This is a genomic window from Pantoea sp. (genome assembly GCF_028283705.1).
Lineage (GTDB): Bacteria > Pseudomonadota > Gammaproteobacteria > Enterobacterales > Enterobacteriaceae > Pantoea.
This window is the reverse complement of sequence record NZ_JAPWKD010000025.1, coordinates 103,673-121,651: the sequence shown is the minus strand read 5'-3', so window position 1 is coordinate 121,651 and position 17,979 is coordinate 103,673. Positions and strand designations below refer to the sequence as shown.

Sequence of the window (17,979 nt, the reverse complement as noted above, 5' to 3'; positions counted from 1 at the left end):
AGTCATTTATTGACCAGCTCGGCTATGAGCCGCTGCTCAACACCCGTGGCACCACCTGGCGTAAACTGCCGGAAGCGGAACGCGCAGCGGTGCAGGATGCCAACAGCGCCAAAGCCATCATGCTGGCACAGCCCGCCGTGATTAAACGCCCGGTGCTGGCAGCGACCAATGGTGACCTGCTGGTCGGCTTTAATGAATCCCTTTATCACGCGTTTATCCAGGAGAAGTCATAACATGTTCTGTCCGGTTATTGAGCTGGCTCAGCAGCTGATTCGTCGTCCTTCCCTCAGTCCGGATGATGCAGGTTGTCAGGCGCTGCTGATTGCCCGACTGGAAGCGATTGGCTTCACCGTGGAACCGATGCACATTGAAGATACCCTGAATTTCTGGGCCACGCGTGGCCAGGGCGAAACCCTGGCGTTTGCCGGACACACCGACGTGGTGCCACCCGGGGACGCCAACCGCTGGATCAATCCGCCCTTCGAACCCACCATCCGCGATGGCATGCTGTTTGGCCGTGGTGCTGCCGATATGAAAGGCTCACTGGCCGCGATGGTGGTCGCCGCAGAACGTTTCGTCGCCGCGCACCCGAATCACAAGGGCCGCCTCGCCTTTCTGATTACCTCAGACGAAGAAGCCAGCGCCGCTAACGGCACGGTAAAAGTGGTTGAGCGACTAATGGCGCGTCATGAGCGGATGGATTACTGCCTGGTGGGCGAGCCTTCCAGCACCGAAGTGGTGGGTGATGTGGTGAAAAATGGCCGTCGCGGCTCGATCACCGCCAATCTAACCATTCACGGCGTGCAGGGCCATGTTGCTTACCCGCATCTGGCGGATAACCCGGTGCATCGCGCCATGCCCGCGTTAAATGAACTGGTCGCTACCGAGTGGGATCAGGGTAACGAATTCTTCCCACCCACCAGCATGCAAATTGCCAACGTGCAGGCGGGTACCGGCAGCAACAACGTCATTCCGGGCGAGTTTTTCGTACAATTCAATTTCCGTTTCAGCACCGAACTGACCGATCAAATGATCCGCGAGCGCGTTGCCGCCCTGCTCGATCGCTACCAGTTGCACTACACGCTGGAGTGGAAACTTTCCGGCCAGCCGTTCCTGACGTCGCGCGGTAAACTGGTGGATGCCGTAGTGAACGCTGTAGCGCACTATAATGAAATCAGGCCGCAGCTGTTAACGACCGGCGGCACCTCTGACGGACGTTTCATCGCCCGTATGGGAGCACAGGTGGTAGAACTCGGTCCGGTGAATGCCACCATTCATAAAATCAATGAGTGCGTGAAGGCGTCAGATTTGCAGATGTTGAGCCGCATGTATCAGCGCATCATGGAACAGCTGATCGCCTGAGAGCACGCATAAGGAGCAGGCAAATGGAATGGTTAAAAGAATATTGGTGGATCCTGGTGATCCTGCTGATGGTCGGTATTTTGATGAACGTTTATAAAGACCTGAAACGTATCGATCATAAAAAATTCATGGATAACAAACCGGATCTGCCGCCGCATCGCGACTTCAACGACAAGTGGGACGATGACGACGACTGGCCGAAGAAAAAATAACGGCCCTTCGTAACATTAACGGCGCGATCAATCGCGCCGTTTTTCATCTAAACCAGCATCACCACATCGTCATCGCCAGGTTTGGCACCGCTCAGCGCCTCGTCAAAATAACGCTTTGGAACGGTATAGCGCAGATGGTTCAGCGCCAGTTCCATGCTGCGATGGTCAATGGCATGTGGCAAATCCTCAACAATATCCAGTGTCACATCGCCACCTAGTGCGGTTAAGCGCTGCGCGGCTTCTTCTGCATGCTGCATCGGGATCTGATCATCATATTCGCCATGAATCAGATGGATGGTGGTACGGGTACTGGCGCGCTCCGGCAGCGTCGCGTAACGCCCGCTGAAAGCCACCACGCGCCCGGCCAGATCAGGCTGCGCTTTCACACCTTCCAGCACCATGGTGCTACCCTGCGAGAAGCCAATCAGCGCCGTCGCTTCAGGCCGCACCCCACTCTGCTGTTGCCAGTGACGTACCGACTCAACAAACTCCGGCATCGCCGCGTTGACGCCCTGTTGCTCCGAACGATCGTGCGCCGGAATTTCAGCAAACCATTTACGCCCCTGGGGAACGCTGCCGGGCAAAGGCGCACCAACCGCCACCACCTGCGCTTCCGGGAAAGCACGGGCAAACCAGCTACCGATTTGCGCCATCGAATCCGGGTTATCGTTCACGCCGTGGTACAGCAGAAACAGCTGGGCGGGATCGGTGCTCGGTTGCTGAACAATTACATAATGTAGTGCCATAACATCCTCCTGACATCACTATACGCCACTGCCTGGCGAGTGATATTGGGAAAATTTGAACGAGATAATGGATTTATTGCAACGAAGCGAGCCGCTGTTGCCAGCTTGCGGCCATGCTGGCGTCCCGCTGTTGCAGCGCCTGAGCCACCTCGGCACGCAGCTTTACCATCAATGCCTTACGTCCGTTGATCCCGCCCTGACGGGCCACTTCACTCAGCGCTTGTTTTTGTATAAGTATGGCGTGTAACAACGGCTGATGCAGCGGGGTCTGGCGTATCAGACGCTGTAACGCGGCATAGCTTGCCTCCCAGGGGCGTTGCGCCCAGGCAAAACCGGCCAGCAACGCCAGGTCATCCTCATCAATCTGCTGCTCATCATCCGCCAACAGCGGTAAATCCAGCGCAATTAACTGTTGCAGCCAGCGCCAGTCACGCGCCAGACGCCGTGTCGCCTGCTGCTGCAACGTCTGTGCTGCGGGCGTCAGCGCCAGCATCGCCATCGCGGCATAGCAGCCACTGCTGGCTTCGCGCTGGGAACCGATGCGCACCAGAGTGAAACCACAGCGCTGCCAGAAGCGCCACAAGGTTTCCGTATAACCAAAACTGACCGAGATATAATCGCTGCCCTGAGCCTGCTGGCGCGCAGCCGCCACCAGCGCGCTACCAACGCCACGTTGTCGCATGGCGGCCATTACCGCAATACGGCTGATACGCTGTGAACGCAGCGTGGCAGCCTCAGGAAAGCCCGCATGAGCCGCCAGCGACTGTGCCACCAGGTTGCCACGCGGACGACGCCCCCCGGCCCATACCGCCCAGGCAAGCGCAGCATCCAGTCCTCCCTCCTCCACCAGCCACAGTGCTCCCTGCACGTTGTCAGGTGTCCCGGCCAGCCAGAAACACATCCCCGGCGCATCCAGCATGCGCCGTAAATCGAGCGGCGTGGTGCGATAATGTGCACTGGACAGCAGACGATAACCCGCCGCCAATGCGTCAGGATGAAGCTCTGGCGTCGCTGGAAACAGCGTCAACTCAGCTGGAGCCTCACTCTCCTGCGCATCCTCAAATAACAACGCGTGGCTCAGCCAGGTTTCCAGCGGATCCCGGGGCGACCAGCGGAGTGGCTCATCCAGCGTGAAATAGCGTACATCCGGCAATGAGGCGCAGAAGCGCAGCATAAACCCGCGCCCGGTGCCTTCATAGCCCTGCACGGTGGTGGTCAGCAACACGCGAGGAAAACGCGCCACCAGCTGTGACAGCAGCGGTGCGGGGATGGCCGCGGCTTCGTCGATAATCAGCCATGAGGCGTCTGGTGGCGGCTCCTGTGCCAGCAACGCATCCGGAGCGATAAAGTGGAAATGTTCCGCGGCGAACTGCGCCAGCACGTCGGTGGAGACTTTAGCCGGGGCAGTGACGAGGCAATGACCATCCTGCTGCGCCAGCATCCCGGCCAGCGCTGACTTACCGCGCCCGCGCGCAGCGGTGATGACCGCCACGCCCGCAGGCAGGGTGAGCAGTTGTTGCAGGATGCGCTGTTGCTGCTGCGGTGCCTGGCAATGCCAGTCAGGGAACGCGGCCGCAGCCGGTTCTCGCGCCGGCAGACCTTCGCGCAGCAACATAATTTGCGCATCCGACAGTATCTGCTGTTGCAACTGACGGGTGAAATGTGGCGTGGCAATCGGCTGGCTGACGTCTGCCCAGCGCAGGCTATCAGCATCAGGCCGGGTGGCCCATTCCTGCCAGGGTGGTGTCAGCAGCAGCAACCAGCTTCCGGCGGTCAACGTACCCGCCAGTGCGGCAAAAGCTTCCGCATGGAAACCGTGGCGAGCATCGAAAATGGCGTGATGAAATTCGCGACCCAGCAGGGTGCGCAGGGCTGCTGGCGGATGAAAGGACGCAGCGAGGTCGTTTAGTTCGCTAATGGTCAGCCAGTCTCCGGGTAATGCCGCCCGCCAGACGCTAGCCTGCTGCTGCGCCCACTCGCTGCTGCCGCTTATCACGCACAAACGGCGAATACCTGCCCGCTGCATCGCCATGCTGATGTCAGGCAAATTCATCCGTTAGTGGCGAAGGTGTTGCATTGCCCGGGATTACCGCTGTCGTAACCGCGTTTAAACCAGGTATAACGCTGCTGCGAGGTGCCGTGGGTAAAGCTGTCCGGCACCACCCGTCCCTGACTTTTTTGTTGCAGGCGGTCATCACCAATCGCCTCAGCGGCATTCAGTGCTTCCTGCAAATCGCCGACTTCGAGGATATTTTGCTGCTGCATATAATGGCCCCAGACACCGGCAAAGCAGTCCGCCTGAAGCTCCATTTTCACCGATAACTGATTGACCTGCGTCTGGCTGGCACCCTGCTGCATCTGACGCACTTTCGGTTCGATACCCAGCAGTTTCTGTACATGATGGCCGACTTCGTGGGCGATCACGTAGCCCTGGGCAAAGTCACCACCCGCGCCGAGTTTGGTTTTCATCTCATCGTAAAATGACAGGTCGATATACACAGTTTGATCCGCCGGACAGTAGAACGGCCCCATCACCGACTGGCCAGTACCACAACCGGTGCGGGTGGCACCACGATACATCACCAGTTTGGGCGGCACGTACTGTTTGCCCATTTGCTGGAACAGCTTGCTCCAGGTATCTTCGGTGGTGGCAAGAATGACCGAGGTGAATTTTGCCGCTTCATCCTGCGCCGGGTTGGCGCGTTGCTGCTGCTGGGTGGTGGGAGTGAGGTTGCCGCCGCCTTCGATCAGCGCCGTCAGGTCATAGCCGTAATAACCGGCCACTGCGACGATGATTAATAGGATGATACCGCCTTTACCACGCGGCAGACGTATTTGTCGCCCCTCGTAACCGCCTGGCGACTGGTCACGTCGATCTTCCACATTGTCGCTTTCGCGACGTCCCTGCCAGCGCATGGCGTGCTCCTGTGTTCATCAAATTAACTTTGCATGATTTTAGATGGCAGCAGCAGGAAGCACCAGCCTGTAGCGGCGCGATTTATCGCGCGCTTTTGAACGTGGCAGATAAAAAAACGGCGCGATAAATCGCGCCGCTACATAATATGGCTACAAATTAATCCAGTTTCACACCCAGTCGGTGCGCCACTTCTTCATAGGCTTCGATCAGGCCACCGAGGCTCTGACGGAAACGGTCTTTGTCCATTTTGTCCATGGTTTCTTTGTCCCACAGACGTGCGCCGTCTGGCGAGAACTCATCGCCCAACACCACTTCACCTTTGAACAGACCAAACTCCAGCTTGAAGTCCACCAGAATCAGACCGGCGTCATCAAACATTTTGCTCAGCACGTCGTTGGCTTTGTAGGTCAGTTCACGCATACGCGCCAGATTCTCTTTACTCACCCAGCCAAAGGTTTCGCAGTAGGATTCGTTCACCATCGGGTCGTGTTTGGCGTCATCTTTCAGGAAGAGATCAAACAGCGGTGGATTGAGCAGCATGCCCTCTTCCACACCCAGACGTTTTACCAGCGATCCTGCCGCACGGTTGCGCACCACGCACTCCACCGGCACCATCTCCAGCTTTTTCACCAGCGCTTCGTTATCCGACAGCAGCGCTTCCATCTGGGTCGGAATGCCCGCTTCCTGCAATTTGGTCATGATGAAATGGTTGAACTTGTTATTCACCATCCCTTTGCGATCAAACTGCTCGATTCGTGCACCGTCTCCTGCTGACGTATCGTTGCGGAATTCAAGTACCAGCAGATCCGGATTGTCGGTGCTGTATACGGTTTTCGCTTTACCGCGATACAACTCAGCTCGCTTTTGCATCTTGTTAACTCCAAACATGAAAGAACCCGTGTTCGTGCCGCGGTTACCCACTGCACGGCGGCAATACGCAATCGTTTACCTCGCCGGGCGCTATTATGCCAAAATCTCAAAAAAAAGGCCGGATAATCTCCGGCCTGAGGCAATTTATTTGTTCAGTGCGCCCTGCATCACCGCCACCAGCGCATCATTCTGCGACTGAGTCAGCACGTGACCTTTAGGATCGATGAACTGCAGACTGCTGCGGTTATCGAGATCGCCGACCTGCAATTTGTAATCGCCGTTCGGTAAGCCCGGATCTTTGGCACCGATATCATCCCACGCGCCGCTACCCGGCTGTTTGTAGGTGACGTTCAGGCTACCCTGCGAGCGGTTGCTGTCGGTCACTTCCATACCTGCGCGTTTCAGTGCAGCTGGCAGACGCTGCCAGGTGAGGTTGAACGGTGAACGCAGAATCAACAGCGGCAGACCAGTGTCATCGGCACCGCTCTGGACAGCAATCTGTCCAACACCACGACCGGCTGCGGCATCCTGGCTGGCAGTATCGATCTTATCCATACCGGTGCTGATGTCGTTCAGCATCTGTGCGGTGTAGCGCTGGATTTGTACCGGTGCAGTCACGGTCTTGCCTGACTGTTGCAGTTCCAGCAAACGCACCGTCAGCACTTGCTGATAGCTCTGGTTCTGAACGCTGACCTGGTAACGACCACGATACTGATTGTCTTCATCCGCACGGTTCCACTGCACCCAATCGGTGGTCAGCTGTTGTCCGGCATCATCACGCTGGGCAATCGGGAATTTGTACGATTGCACCACGTTGACCACCTGCGGCCAGATGGAACCACGGCTGCTTTCCACGGCCAGCACGCCGGTATTGCCGGTGAACTGGGCACGTGTACCGTTCATCAGTGCCAGCGGCTGGGCAGGCGGACGAATATCCAGCTCTTTACCCACTGCGCCTTTGGCAACCGCGTGCGGCACGTCGTAATCACCATTCTGCAGAGGCAGAATCATCCCCGCCGGGGCTTTTAAATCATGCAGTTCAGGCGCCTGCAGGTAAGATTCATCACCGCTGACCTGGCGCTTATAACGCTGATCGCTGGAACAAGCTGACAGCAGCATCAGGGTGGAAAGGCCCACCACCGTTGCCAGCGTCGAGCGCTTAACTGAATAACTCATTGATTCTCCCTAAATTATCGCAGACCCGCTTTGATCAATGCCTGCGCCGTTTTGGCCTGACCGGCTTCGGTCAGCGGCGTCATTGGCAAACGCAGCGTGTCATCCGCGATTAATCCTAGTTGTTTCGCGGCCCATTTCACCGGGATAGGATTGGGTTCACAGAAAAGCGTCTGGTGCAGGTGCATCAGACGCTGATTCAGGCGACGCGCTTCGGCAAAGTTGCCCTGCTGCGCCAGCGCGCACAGTTCAACCATTTCACGTGCCGCAATGTTGGCCGTGACCGAAATAACGCCTTTGCCGCCCAGTTGCATGAAGTCCAGTGCAGTGCCGTCATCGCCACTCACCAGAATGAATTCATCATCAACCAGCTCTTGGATCTGACTAACCCGCGATAAGTTCCCGGTTGCCTCTTTGATTCCGATAATATTTTTGATTTCGGCCAGACGAGCAACTGTCTCCGGCAGCATGTCGCAACCGGTACGGGAAGGGACGTTGTACAGCATCTGCGGCAGATCGGTACTTTCCGCAATCGCTTTGAAATGCTGGAACAGGCCTTCCTGGGTCGGACGGTTATAGTAAGGCGTCACCGTCAAGCAGCCTACCACACCGGTGCCGGTGAAGCGTTTAGTGAGGGAAATCCCTTCGGCGGTCGCATTCGCGCCGGTTCCGGCAATCACCGGGATGCGGCCATCGGCCAGTTCGAGGGTCATCATCACCACTTCGCCATGTTCTTCATGGCTGAGGGTGGCAGATTCGCCGGTGGTGCCAACAGAAACAATCGCCGCGGTGCCGCTGGCGACATGATAATCAATCAGTTTTTTCAAACTCGCGCGGCAGACATTACCTTTGTCATTCATTGGCGTAACGAGCGCAACAATACTTCCGGTGAACATGGGCGATCCCCTCGACATACAAGTGCCTCATGGTACGTTTTACGCCAAGGGAAAAGCAAGCGAGCCACGCCATTCAAGCGCTTGTCAGCAGTTTTTTTTATGTTTACCTTATGGTTATTAGCGAACACACAGGAAATGTCATTTTGTCGCAGCCACAGCCTCACCACCTGGTGATCACCGCGTTGGGCGTTGATCGTCCCGGTATCGTGAATACCATCACCCGCCATGTCAGCAGCTGCGGCTGCAATATCGAAGACAGCCGTCTGGCGATGCTCGGTGATGAATTCACCTTTATTATGCTGCTCTCCGGAAGCTGGAATGCCATCACCCTGATTGAATCCACTCTGCCGATGAAAGGCGCGGAGCTGGAATTGCTGATTGTGATGAAGCGCACCAATGCGCGCATCACCCCGCCGATGCCCGCCACCGTCTGGGTGCAGGTGGAAGTACCGGATTCACCGCATATCATTGAGCGCTTCACCGATTTGTTTGATAAGCATCAGATGAATATCGCCGAGCTGGTTTCGCGTATTCAACCCGCGCAGGATGGCGTGCCACCCACGCTGTATATTCAGATGACCGCGCACAGCGTTGAAGGTGCCAGCATCGAACCGGCGTTTAATCAACTCTGTCAGGAACTGCACGCCCAGGGTACGATTCGTCTGTACAGCGCTGCCAGCACCCCTGCCGGGCACTGATCAGGCCTCCGGGTTATTTCGTCACACACTCTGCCCAAACGGGTAAACAGTGTGCGGAAATAACCCTGACGGTAAACTCCACCTGGCACTTTTGGTCCTGATGGTGTATTACCCACAGCATGAAAGAAAAAAATGGAGAGTTGTGATGAATCCACTGAAAGCCGGTGATACCGCACCGAAATTTAGCTTGCCCGATCAGGATGGCGAACAAGTAAATTTGGCCGACTTCCAGGGACAGCGCGTTCTGGTCTATTTCTATCCGAAAGCCATGACCCCAGGTTGCACCGTTCAGGCCTGTGGTCTGCGCGACAACATGGATGATCTGAAAAAAGTCGGCGTAGAAGTGCTGGGCATCAGCACTGACAAACCAGAAAAGCTGTCACGTTTTGCCGAAAAAGAGATGCTGAACTTCACGCTGCTGTCTGATGAAGATCATCAGGTGTGCGAGCAGTTTGGCGTCTGGGGGGAGAAATCCTTTATGGGGAAAACCTATGACGGCATCCACCGCATCAGCTTCCTGATTGATGGTGAAGGCACGGTGGAGAAGGTGTTTGACGACTTCAAAACGTCGAACCACCACGACGTTGTGCTGGATTACCTGCAATCAGCCTGATACTCACGGGTGCGCCATGCGCACCCGTTTTATTTAGCTTACGATCGTCTCTTCCGGCCAGGCGCGAACCACGGCTTTGATTAATGTCGCCAGTGGGATGGCAAAGAACACTCCCCAGAAGCCCCACAACCCACCGAAAATCACCACCGATAAAATGATTACCAGCGGATGCAGGTTGACCGCCTCGGAGAACAGAATCGGGACCAGTATGTTGCCATCCAGACCCTGAACCACCAGATACACCACAAACATGGTCCAGAAATCGCTGCCCAGTCCCCACTGGAACAGGCCGACGCCAATCACCGGAATGGTCACCAGCATCGCCCCGATATAGGGGATCAACACGGAAATCCCCACCAGCACGGCCAGCAGCAACGCGTAATTAAGGCCGAGCAACAAAAATGCCAGCCAACTCACCACGCCCACCGCCAGCATTTCCAGTACTTTGCCGCGAATGTAGTTGGTGATTTGCTGATTCATCTCCTGCCACACGACGCCCGCCAGACCACGATTACGTGGTAATACGCGACGTACCGCATTGAGCATCTGCTCTTTGTCTTTCAGCAGGAAAAACACCATCAGCGGCACCAGCACCAGATAAATCATCAGTGTCATCAACCCGACCAGCGACGCCAGCGAATATTTCACCAGCGAATCACCCAGCCCGGTAAGACGGCTACGCAGGTTCTCGACGACGATATCGATGATGCCAGCATCCACCAGCGCCGGGTAACGTTTCGGCAGCCCAGCGGCAAACTGGTAGAGTTTGTTCAGCATGTTGGGGAGGTCGTGGGTCAGGTTGATACTTTGCTGCCACGCCACTGGCACGACAATCAATCCCATCACCAGCACGATGCTACCGAACAGCACCAGCACAATGCTGGTAGCCCAGGTGCGGCTACAGCCGACCCGTTGCAGGCGCACAGTGGGCCACTCCAGCAGGTAAGCCAGTACCACGGCCACCAGCAGCGGGGCCAGCAGGCCACTGAAGAAGAACAGGATGCAGAACGCCGCCAGCAGAATCACCACCAGGCCAATCGCCTCGGGATCACTGAAACGACGTCTGTACCATTGAATAAGCAGAGCCAGCATAACTTTCGTTGCCTGAGGTCAAACGGGATGACGATTGTACTGAAATTCCGGCTGATGAACAGACTGCTGTTTAACGGGTGATACTGCTGACCAGCGCATCCTGCCCGACAATCATCACGCAGTTACGTCCGGCATTCTTCGCCTGATACAAGGCTGCATCGGCCTGTTTCAGGCTCTGCTCCTGGGTGCCATTTTCCGGCTGCCACAGGGCTATGCCGACAGAAATGGTGATGTTACCGACCGTTTCGATCCTGCTGTCAGCAATATTGTTGCGTAACCGCTCGGCAATAATTCGCGCTTCTTCGGCAGTGGTGCCTGGCAGCAGCATCAGAAACTCTTCGCCGCCGTTGCGGCACACCACGTCTGTTGCGCGCGCGCTGTGGCTCAGGGCCTGGGCGATTTTTTTGATCACTTCGTCACCCACATCGTGACCGAAGTTATCATTCACGCGTTTAAAGTGGTCGATATCCAGCGCCAGCACGGCAAACGGCTGGCGCATGGCATTGAAATAATCCAGCACCGCGCTCAGGCCGCGCCGGTTAAGCAGACTGGTCAGTGGATCGGTCTGAACTTCGGACTTCAACCGGCCAATTTTGTCCTGTACCAGGCTGATACCGGTCAGCATCGCGCGTTTGACCTGCGCGGCTTCAAAGTACCAGGCACGAATGCCGCCAATCTCACCTGACACACTTTGCGTATCCATCTGGCTGGCCTTACGCGCCAGCTGCCACAATGGCAGCGCGATCAAACGCGCCAGAATCACCGCCACCAGCAGCGTTAACAAGGCAAAGGGCACCGAGTTTTTCAATACTTTTAACAGCAATCCGGAGAGCGGAGCCAGGGTGACATCGGTAGGCTTCAGCGCCACCACCATCCAGCCGGTGGTCGGCACAATGGCGTAACCGGCAAGTTTCGCCGTTCCTTCCTCCGTCAATTGCAGCGAACCATTGGTTTGCTCCTGACGCTGGCTCTCGCTGATGATGCCCGGCACACTTTTACCAATCAGCTGGCTGTTCTGGTGATACAGCACCTGGTTATTACGATCCAGCACGTATACTCGGGTGCCATCACGATAATACTGCTCGCCCAGTAGCTCGTTCAGAATGCTTTTCTTCTTCAGATAAATAGTGCCGCCGACATAACCCAGGTAGCGACCTTCTTTGCTCCAGATCGGCCAGGAGACAAACACCAGCAGGTTATTGGCGGCGGAAAGGGTCGGTTTGCTGACCATTGGCTGACGTTTTGCCAGCGCTTCGCGTGATGCCTGGCTGGTGAGTTTCATGCCTTTCAGCATCAGCGATTCCGGCGAAATGGCTTTCACCACGCCATCGGTGTTCACCACCGCCACCGAGTTGAAGCTGCTGGTCTGCTCGCGCAGACGATTCACTTCCTGCTGCGCCAGTTCGGTATTGTCGAAATCTTTGCCCAGTTGGGTCGCGCTGTAGTGCAGCTGGGATTGTGCCAGCTGAAAGAAAACTTCGGTGGTGGCGGCCAGTTTGGTGGCATAAGCGCGGTTGGCTTCGAGGGTGCTCTCAATCAGGACCATACGTTGCACGCGCCATGTCGCATACAGGGCGTTAGCAAGCGTGATAACAATACTGGTGATGGCCAGCAGCGTGATCAGCGTGCGCAGATCGGTTTTTGGCCGGATGCGCATTAACATGGTGGTTCCACCATGATGAGTCTGTTCATAATTCGAATGCCTGACAGTATTGTTATTGTTGGTGGTACATACCCTGGTGAGGTAACAGAGGATTGTACACCCGCAACTCAATTTGAGCACGAAGCATCCTGTCGGCACACGAATTCTTTTACTTATATCTGGTGCTGATTAGTCGATTAAGCCGTTAGCATCGTAGAATGGAAACGGTCCGGGATAATCACCAATGGCACACAGATGCGTCGTCATTCCCTGCTGCGGATGCCAGCGATGTAACAGAAAACCCGGCGGTTCCAGCACAAAGTTGGCCGGGCCATTTGCGGACAAATCAAACGCCACCTGATGCGATACACCCGGAGCCGTACAGGCCAGGGTGCCAGCAAAACGCGCCTGAATCGAACGATGCAGATGACCACTGAGCACCCGCTCCACCTGGGAATGCTGGCGAATCACCGCCGCCAGCGCGTCCGGGTTGCGCAGCGGTTGTTTATCCATATGGCCGATGCCGGTGATAAAAGGTGGATGATGCAGCATCACCAGGGTTGGCGTGTCGGGTGTGCTTTGCAGTTGCGCATCCAGCCACTGTAGCTGCGCTTCATCAACATACCCCCACGGCTGCTGCGGCACGCTGGAATCCAGCGCCAGCAGTTGCACACCGTTAACGCGGGTTTGCCAGTTGAGGGTTTCCCCGCGTTGCAGATAAGTGTGCTCCGGGAAGGCCGCGCGTAGCGCCTGGCGGTCGTCATGGTTACCCGGCATCAGCAAATAAGGCAGTTGCAGCTGCTTCAGTGCCTGCCGCAGGGTTTGATACTCTTCCGGCAAGCCAAAATCGACCAAATCACCGGTAATCACCACCACATCCGGGCGTGGGCGCAGCTGATTCAGCGTATCAATCACCCGTAACAATGCCGCCTGGGTATCCACTTTTTTATACGACAGGCGACCCTGCGCCTTGATATGTAAATCGCTGATTTGCGCAATCAGCGTCATGACTTCAGACAATCTTTATTCCTCAGGAAGCAGAAAATTGGAGGGCGGCGTCCTGCGCCAGTGACCAGCTTACCGGTTGCCCGGCATGCCAGGCTTCGCGTGCATGACGATCAACCTGAATCGGTGCGGCCAGACCAATATCGATCATCAGCCGCTGTGACGCGCCAAGGAAGGTACTGGCGACGACAAAACCCTGGCGCGTATAACGGTTATCACTGGCCAGTAGCACATCTTCCGGGCGGCAAAAACGCTGGGGATTACCACGCGTATCCACATCAACGCAGTTAATCGCCCCGACAAAATCGGCCACAAACTTCGAAGCCGGATGCTGATAAATGCGCTGCGGCGTATCGATTTGTACCAGCCGTCCGTGTTCCATCACCGCAATCCGATCGCCCAGCGCCATCGCTTCCTGCTGATCGTGAGTGACGTACACCGCGGTGATCGCCAGCTGCTTCAGCAGCGTCCCGATCTCCAGACGCAGACGGTCACGCAGGCGTGCATCCAGCGCCGCCAGCGGCTCGTCAAACAGCAGCACTTTCGGGCGAGCCGCCAGCGCACGGGCCAGCGCCACGCGTTGCTTCTGACCGCCGGAAAGTTTGTCAATACTGCGTTGCGCCAGCGCGCTAAGGTCCACCAGCGCCAACATCTCTTTAACCCGCGCCTCACGCTCCGCACGCGGCACGCCCTGCACTTTCAGGCCGTAAGCCACGTTGTCGGCCACGTTCAGATTGGGAAACAGCGCGTAGTTCTGGAACACCATGCCGACATTGCGTTTTTCAATCGGCAAATCGGTGACGTTGCGCCCGTCAAACCACACTTCACCACCAACATCGCAGCTTTCCAGCCCGCTGATAATGCGCAGCGTGGTGGTTTTACCGCAGCCCGAAGGACCAAGCAGCACCAGGGTTTCACCCGCATTGACTGTCAGATCCAGCGGATGCAGCGCCAGGTGATGATGAAAGCGACGCGAACAGTTACGCAGCGTCACGGTTACGGCAGCGTTGTTCATGCCGGCTCCTTGTGTTGGCGCGCAACTGCGCGGTTAAGCCATTGATTGAGCGCATTCAGCAGCAGCAACAACGGCAGAATCATCAGGATAAAAATCAGGGTATAGGCCGAGCCCACTTCCAGCCGCATTGAGGCATAGCTATCGGCCAGGCCCACTGGCAGGGTTTTGGTCAGCGGCGTGTGCAGCATCCAGGTGATGTTGAACTCCCCCACCGATAAAGTGATGACCATAAACGCCCCGGCGAGAATGCCGTTGCGGCAGTTGGGCACCACCACGGTGAAGAAACGCTGCCAGAACCCGGCACCGAGGCTGGCGGAGGCTTCTTCCAGACGCGGCATATCCACCGCCTGCATCACCGCCAGCACCGGGCGCATCATAAATGGCAGGGTAAAGAGTACGTGACCGATTAGGATAAACAGCCAGCTGTCGCGCAGGCTGGAAAACTGACCATATAACAGGATGATACCGAGCGCGGTGGCTAAACCCGGCAGCGCCACCGGCAGCATCAGGCATTCTTCAATGCGTGCCGCAAAGCCGCGAGGTGCTTTCAGTAATCCCCAGGCGGCAGGCACACCAATCACCAGCGTGACCAGCAGGCAGCAAAGCGCAATCAGTAACGACAGCCAGAAGGTGTCGGCGTACATCTGCCACACCTGCTCCACCCACTTCAGCGTCAGGCCGCTGCGCAGGCCAATAAAATAGTTGTTGGTCACCCCGGCCAGCATCGACAGCACCACCGGCACCAGCATAAACAGCGCGGTGAGCGTGGTGATCAGCAGTTGCAGGGTGAAGAGTCCACGACGGGTCATTCGGCCTCCTTCGTTGAACGATGTGCCAGACGGCGCGCCAGCATCAGCGCCAGCCAGGCGACGCCCCCCATCACCACGGACAACGCTGCGGCGGTGGCAAAGTTGGCGTAGTTAGTGAACTCGCCATAAATGGTCAGCGGCAACACCGCTAAATCAGTGCCGAGCGTAAAGGCGGTGCCAAATGCCCCCATACTGGTGGCAAAGCACAATGCACCCGTGGAGAGTAGCGCCGGTTGCAGTCCGGGGACGATCACATCCCAGGTAATGCGCCATTGACTGGCACCGAGCGAACGCGCTGCTTCTTCCAGCGAACGATCGAGTTTTTCACTGGCCGCCACCAGCGTGACGATGGCACGTGGCAGTGAAAAGTAGAGATAACCGATAAACAATCCGACCAGCGAATAGGCCAGCGTCCAGCGTTCATGCACCAGACTCATACTGATCTGTGCCAGCAAACCCTGGCGGCCCGCCAGCATCACCACCAGAAAACCCACTACTACACCGGGAAATGCCAGCGGGAAGGTCAGCAACGCCAGCAAAATGCCGCGACCGGCAAAGCGCTGACGCGCCAGAAAACAGCCGACACTGGCGGCGACTAACAGCGTCACCAGCGTCACCGCCAGCGACAACAGCACGGTATTCAGCAGGCTGACTAAATATTGCGGCTGGCTTACCACCGTCCAGTATCCGCTGTGCTGGGTGGTGCGGTCTGCCTGCATGCCAATTTGCAGCAAGCGGGCAAACGGCAACAACCAGAATGCACAGAAGAACAACAGCGCGGGCAGCGTCAGCCACAGCCAGCGGCTGCCCGACCATTTACGCGTCTGGCGGCACGAGGCCGCCAGGATGTCGGACTGCGACATTAATGGATCTCACTCAGATAACGGGCAGAGAAGGCTTTCTGCGCATCGGCCATCTGCTGGTAATCAACAGTTTTGGCGCGCGCGTAATCGCTGTCCGGCAGGAAGTATTTCTTCGCTTCAGGCGACATGGCGGAAGTGCGTACCGGGCGCAGGAAAGCATTGGCCCAGATGGCCTGCCCTTTGTCCGACAGCACGTAATCGATCACTTTCTTGCCGTTAGCTTCATGCGGCGCGTTCTTCACCAGGCTGATGACATACGGCACCGTGACTGTGCCCTCTTTCGGGATAACAAAGGCCACGTTGGCATGGTCTTTATATTTGGCGCGATAAGCGTTGAAGTCGTAATCAAGCAGAATCGGGATCTCGCCAGAGAGCAGACGCGCATAGGCGGTTTGTTTCGGCACAATCGGCTGATTCGCCTGCAATTTTTTGAACCAGTCCAGACCCGGCGTAAAGTCGTGCATGTTGCCGCCCAGCGCCTGGTTCACCGCCACTGCCGCCACATAGCCAACAAAGGCGCTGGCCGGATCGAGGTAACCAATCATGCCTTTGTATTCCGGCTTCAGCAGGTCATGCCAGGATTGCGGGATTGGTGCTCCACCGAGCGCATCCACGTTGACCATAAAGCCCATGGTGCCCGAATGCAGCGCGACCCATTTACCGTTGGGATCTTTCATACCTGCCGGGATTTCATCCCAGTGTTTGGGTTTATAGCTGGCGATCACTCCGGCGCTGTCTGCCTGGATGCCAAAGCTGACGCCGTAATACACCACATCCGCCACCGGATTAGCCTGTTCAGCCACCATCTGCGCCAGCGCCTGGCCGGAGTTTTTGTTGTCCTGCGGCACCTGAATGCCGGTGTCTTTGGCGATAGCTTTGAGCTGCGTGCCCCAGTCAGCCCATTCCGGTGGGCAGTTGTAGCAAATGGCGGTTTCTGCCGCCTGCGTCTGTGCGCTGAGTAGCGAACCGAGCGTCAGGGCCAGCGCCCCGGCAATGATTTTGACTTTTTTACGCAATTTCATGATGGTTCCCTGGTGTTGGCAATAAAGGAAAAAACCGGTGCCGCCACGCTTTCACCTGGCCGCAGTCGATGTGCCAGTACGCGTGTGCCGCGGCTGGCTTGTTGTAAAAGCATCTCAATGGCGCAGGAACCCAGCCGATCGCCAGGCTGCGCCACGCTTGCCAGTGAGGGGGCAATCTGTTCACCGATATCGATGCCATCAAATCCCATCACTGAAAGTTGTTGTGGAATGCGTACTCCGGCGCGCTGGGCGTCACCAATCAGGCTGATCGCCAGCAGATCATTGGTGCAAATTACCGCCGTCAGCGCCGACTCGCCCTGCAACCAGGGTTGCAGCAGCGTGAAATCTGAATGGGTGTGGCTGGGCATTTCAATCACCGGCAGGGCTGCCTGCTGCATGGCATCGCAGTAGCCCCGATAACGCAGACGGGCGCGATCGGATTGCAGCATCGGACCGGCAATCATGCCGATATGCCGGTGCCCGAGTTGCAGCAGATGGTCGGTGGCTTCACGCATCGCCTGGCGGTTATCGACGCAAACCGCAGGCCAGTCGCTGTGCTGCGGCACGTTATGCGCCAGCACAAACGGCATCTGTGCCTCATGCAGGGTATGCAGCACCGCGCTGTTGTCTGCATCGGCCACGGTTAGCACCAGTCCCGCCACCCGCTGGCGTAGCATATGTTCAACAATCGCCGCTTCGCGATCCGGTTGATAATCACTGGTCGCCACCAGCAAGCCAAATCCGGCCTGACGCGCTTCGCGCTCCATCGCCTGCAACTGTTGCGAGAAAATCGGGTTGAGCAGCGAAGGCAGCAGCACACCGAGGGTGGTTGAGCTTTGCGTGCGTAACTGGCGGGCAATGTGGTTGGGGCGAAAACCCAGTTGTTCCGATGCCGCCAGCACCTTATTCAAGGTGTCCGGCCGCAGCAGATGGGGATCAGAGAAGGCACGCGCTGCTGTCGCGCGCGAGACGCCAGCCAGCTTTGCCACACTCAGTAAATCGGACATATTCGCCTCGTTAGTCACCAATGAGATCGATCTCATT

19 protein-coding genes are annotated in these 17,979 nt (G+C 57.0%); 5 read left to right on the top strand and 14 right to left on the bottom strand.

Going from position 1 to position 17,979, the window contains the following annotated elements; genetic code table 11:
- From PW844_RS21475 to PW844_RS21465, 3 genes are all read left to right on the top strand, one after another.
- Positions 1–233 (top strand): ArsC/Spx/MgsR family protein (locus PW844_RS21475; RefSeq protein WP_299456190.1); only part of this gene is annotated, 233 nt, incomplete at its 5' end.
- 1 nt (position 234) lies between these two features.
- Positions 235–1,362, top strand: coding sequence for a succinyl-diaminopimelate desuccinylase (gene dapE, locus PW844_RS21470; protein WP_299456188.1), 1,128 nt, complete (start codon positions 235–237; stop codon positions 1,360–1,362).
- Between the two features lie 23 nt (positions 1,363–1,385).
- Positions 1,386–1,574 (top strand): YpfN family protein, encoded by a 189-nt coding sequence (locus tag PW844_RS21465; RefSeq protein WP_084876258.1) that lies wholly within the window; start codon positions 1,386–1,388, stop codon positions 1,572–1,574.
- Positions 1,575–1,621: 47 nt separating this feature from the next.
- On the opposite strand, the gene ypfH is transcribed toward PW844_RS21465, so the two are convergent.
- The 6 genes from ypfH to dapA form a co-directional block, all read right to left on the bottom strand.
- Complete coding sequence (gene ypfH, locus PW844_RS21460; protein ID WP_299456185.1) at positions 1,622–2,320, bottom strand: esterase; 699 nt, start codon at positions 2,318–2,320, stop codon at positions 1,622–1,624.
- 73 nt (positions 2,321–2,393) lie between these two features.
- The gene (locus PW844_RS21455; protein ID WP_299456183.1) at positions 2,394–4,373 is read right to left on the bottom strand and encodes a GNAT family N-acetyltransferase; all 1,980 of its coding nucleotides are present in this window, start codon (positions 4,371–4,373) and stop codon (positions 2,394–2,396) included.
- Positions 4,370–5,236 (bottom strand): neutral zinc metallopeptidase, encoded by an 867-nt coding sequence (locus PW844_RS21450; protein WP_299456181.1) that lies wholly within the window; start codon positions 5,234–5,236, stop codon positions 4,370–4,372. The genes PW844_RS21455 and PW844_RS21450 overlap by 4 nt, the downstream gene beginning before the upstream one ends.
- 157 nt (positions 5,237–5,393) lie before the next feature.
- Positions 5,394–6,107 (bottom strand): phosphoribosylaminoimidazolesuccinocarboxamide synthase, encoded by a 714-nt coding sequence (purC, locus tag PW844_RS21445; RefSeq protein WP_013510031.1) that lies wholly within the window; start codon positions 6,105–6,107, stop codon positions 5,394–5,396.
- A gap of 144 nt (positions 6,108–6,251) precedes the next feature.
- On the bottom strand, positions 6,252–7,283 hold the full coding sequence (bamC, locus tag PW844_RS21440; protein ID WP_299456178.1) for an outer membrane protein assembly factor BamC: 1,032 nt from the start codon (positions 7,281–7,283) through the stop codon (positions 6,252–6,254).
- Between the two features lie 14 nt (positions 7,284–7,297).
- On the bottom strand, positions 7,298–8,176 hold the full coding sequence (gene dapA / locus PW844_RS21435; RefSeq protein ID WP_084876263.1) for a 4-hydroxy-tetrahydrodipicolinate synthase: 879 nt from the start codon (positions 8,174–8,176) through the stop codon (positions 7,298–7,300).
- 143 nt (positions 8,177–8,319) lie between these two features.
- Here dapA and PW844_RS21430 point away from each other — a divergent pair, with 143 nt between their 5' ends.
- Both PW844_RS21430 and bcp read left to right on the top strand, forming a co-directional pair.
- Entirely contained in the window at positions 8,320–8,874 is a 555-nt protein-coding gene (locus PW844_RS21430; RefSeq protein ID WP_084876264.1) for a glycine cleavage system transcriptional repressor, read from the top strand.
- Between the two features lie 145 nt (positions 8,875–9,019).
- On the top strand, positions 9,020–9,487 hold the full coding sequence (bcp, locus tag PW844_RS21425; RefSeq protein ID WP_299456173.1) for a thioredoxin-dependent thiol peroxidase: 468 nt from the start codon (positions 9,020–9,022) through the stop codon (positions 9,485–9,487).
- 33 nt (positions 9,488–9,520) lie between these two features.
- Here the strand turns inward: bcp and PW844_RS21420 are convergent, their stop codons facing one another.
- The 8 genes from PW844_RS21420 to PW844_RS21385 form a co-directional block, all read right to left on the bottom strand.
- Positions 9,521–10,579 (bottom strand): AI-2E family transporter, encoded by a 1,059-nt coding sequence (locus tag PW844_RS21420; protein WP_299456171.1) that lies wholly within the window; start codon positions 10,577–10,579, stop codon positions 9,521–9,523.
- Between the two features lie 70 nt (positions 10,580–10,649).
- Positions 10,650–12,242, bottom strand: coding sequence for a sensor domain-containing diguanylate cyclase (locus tag PW844_RS21415; RefSeq protein WP_299456169.1), 1,593 nt, complete (start codon positions 12,240–12,242; stop codon positions 10,650–10,652).
- Between the two features lie 168 nt (positions 12,243–12,410).
- Positions 12,411–13,241 carry a phosphodiesterase gene (locus PW844_RS21410; RefSeq protein WP_299456168.1) on the bottom strand — a complete coding sequence of 277 codons (831 nt, stop codon included), beginning with the start codon at positions 13,239–13,241 and terminating at the stop codon, positions 12,411–12,413.
- Positions 13,242–13,251: 10 nt separating this feature from the next.
- Positions 13,252–14,241: an ABC transporter ATP-binding protein gene (locus tag PW844_RS21405; RefSeq protein ID WP_299456167.1), complete on the bottom strand. Its 990-nt coding sequence runs from the start codon at positions 14,239–14,241 to the stop codon at positions 13,252–13,254.
- On the bottom strand, positions 14,238–15,050 hold the full coding sequence (locus tag PW844_RS21400) for an ABC transporter permease (protein WP_299456166.1): 813 nt from the start codon (positions 15,048–15,050) through the stop codon (positions 14,238–14,240). The genes PW844_RS21405 and PW844_RS21400 overlap by 4 nt, the downstream gene beginning before the upstream one ends.
- The gene (locus PW844_RS21395; protein WP_299456164.1) at positions 15,047–15,913 is read right to left on the bottom strand and encodes an ABC transporter permease; all 867 of its coding nucleotides are present in this window, start codon (positions 15,911–15,913) and stop codon (positions 15,047–15,049) included. Before PW844_RS21395 ends, PW844_RS21400 begins: the two co-directional genes overlap by 4 nt.
- Positions 15,913–16,935, bottom strand: coding sequence for an ABC transporter substrate-binding protein (locus tag PW844_RS21390; protein ID WP_299456163.1), 1,023 nt, complete (start codon positions 16,933–16,935; stop codon positions 15,913–15,915). Before PW844_RS21390 ends, PW844_RS21395 begins: the two co-directional genes overlap by 1 nt.
- Positions 16,932–17,942, bottom strand: coding sequence for a LacI family DNA-binding transcriptional regulator (locus PW844_RS21385; RefSeq protein WP_299456161.1), 1,011 nt, complete (start codon positions 17,940–17,942; stop codon positions 16,932–16,934). The genes PW844_RS21390 and PW844_RS21385 overlap by 4 nt, the downstream gene beginning before the upstream one ends.
- Positions 17,943–17,979 lie beyond the last annotated feature (37 nt).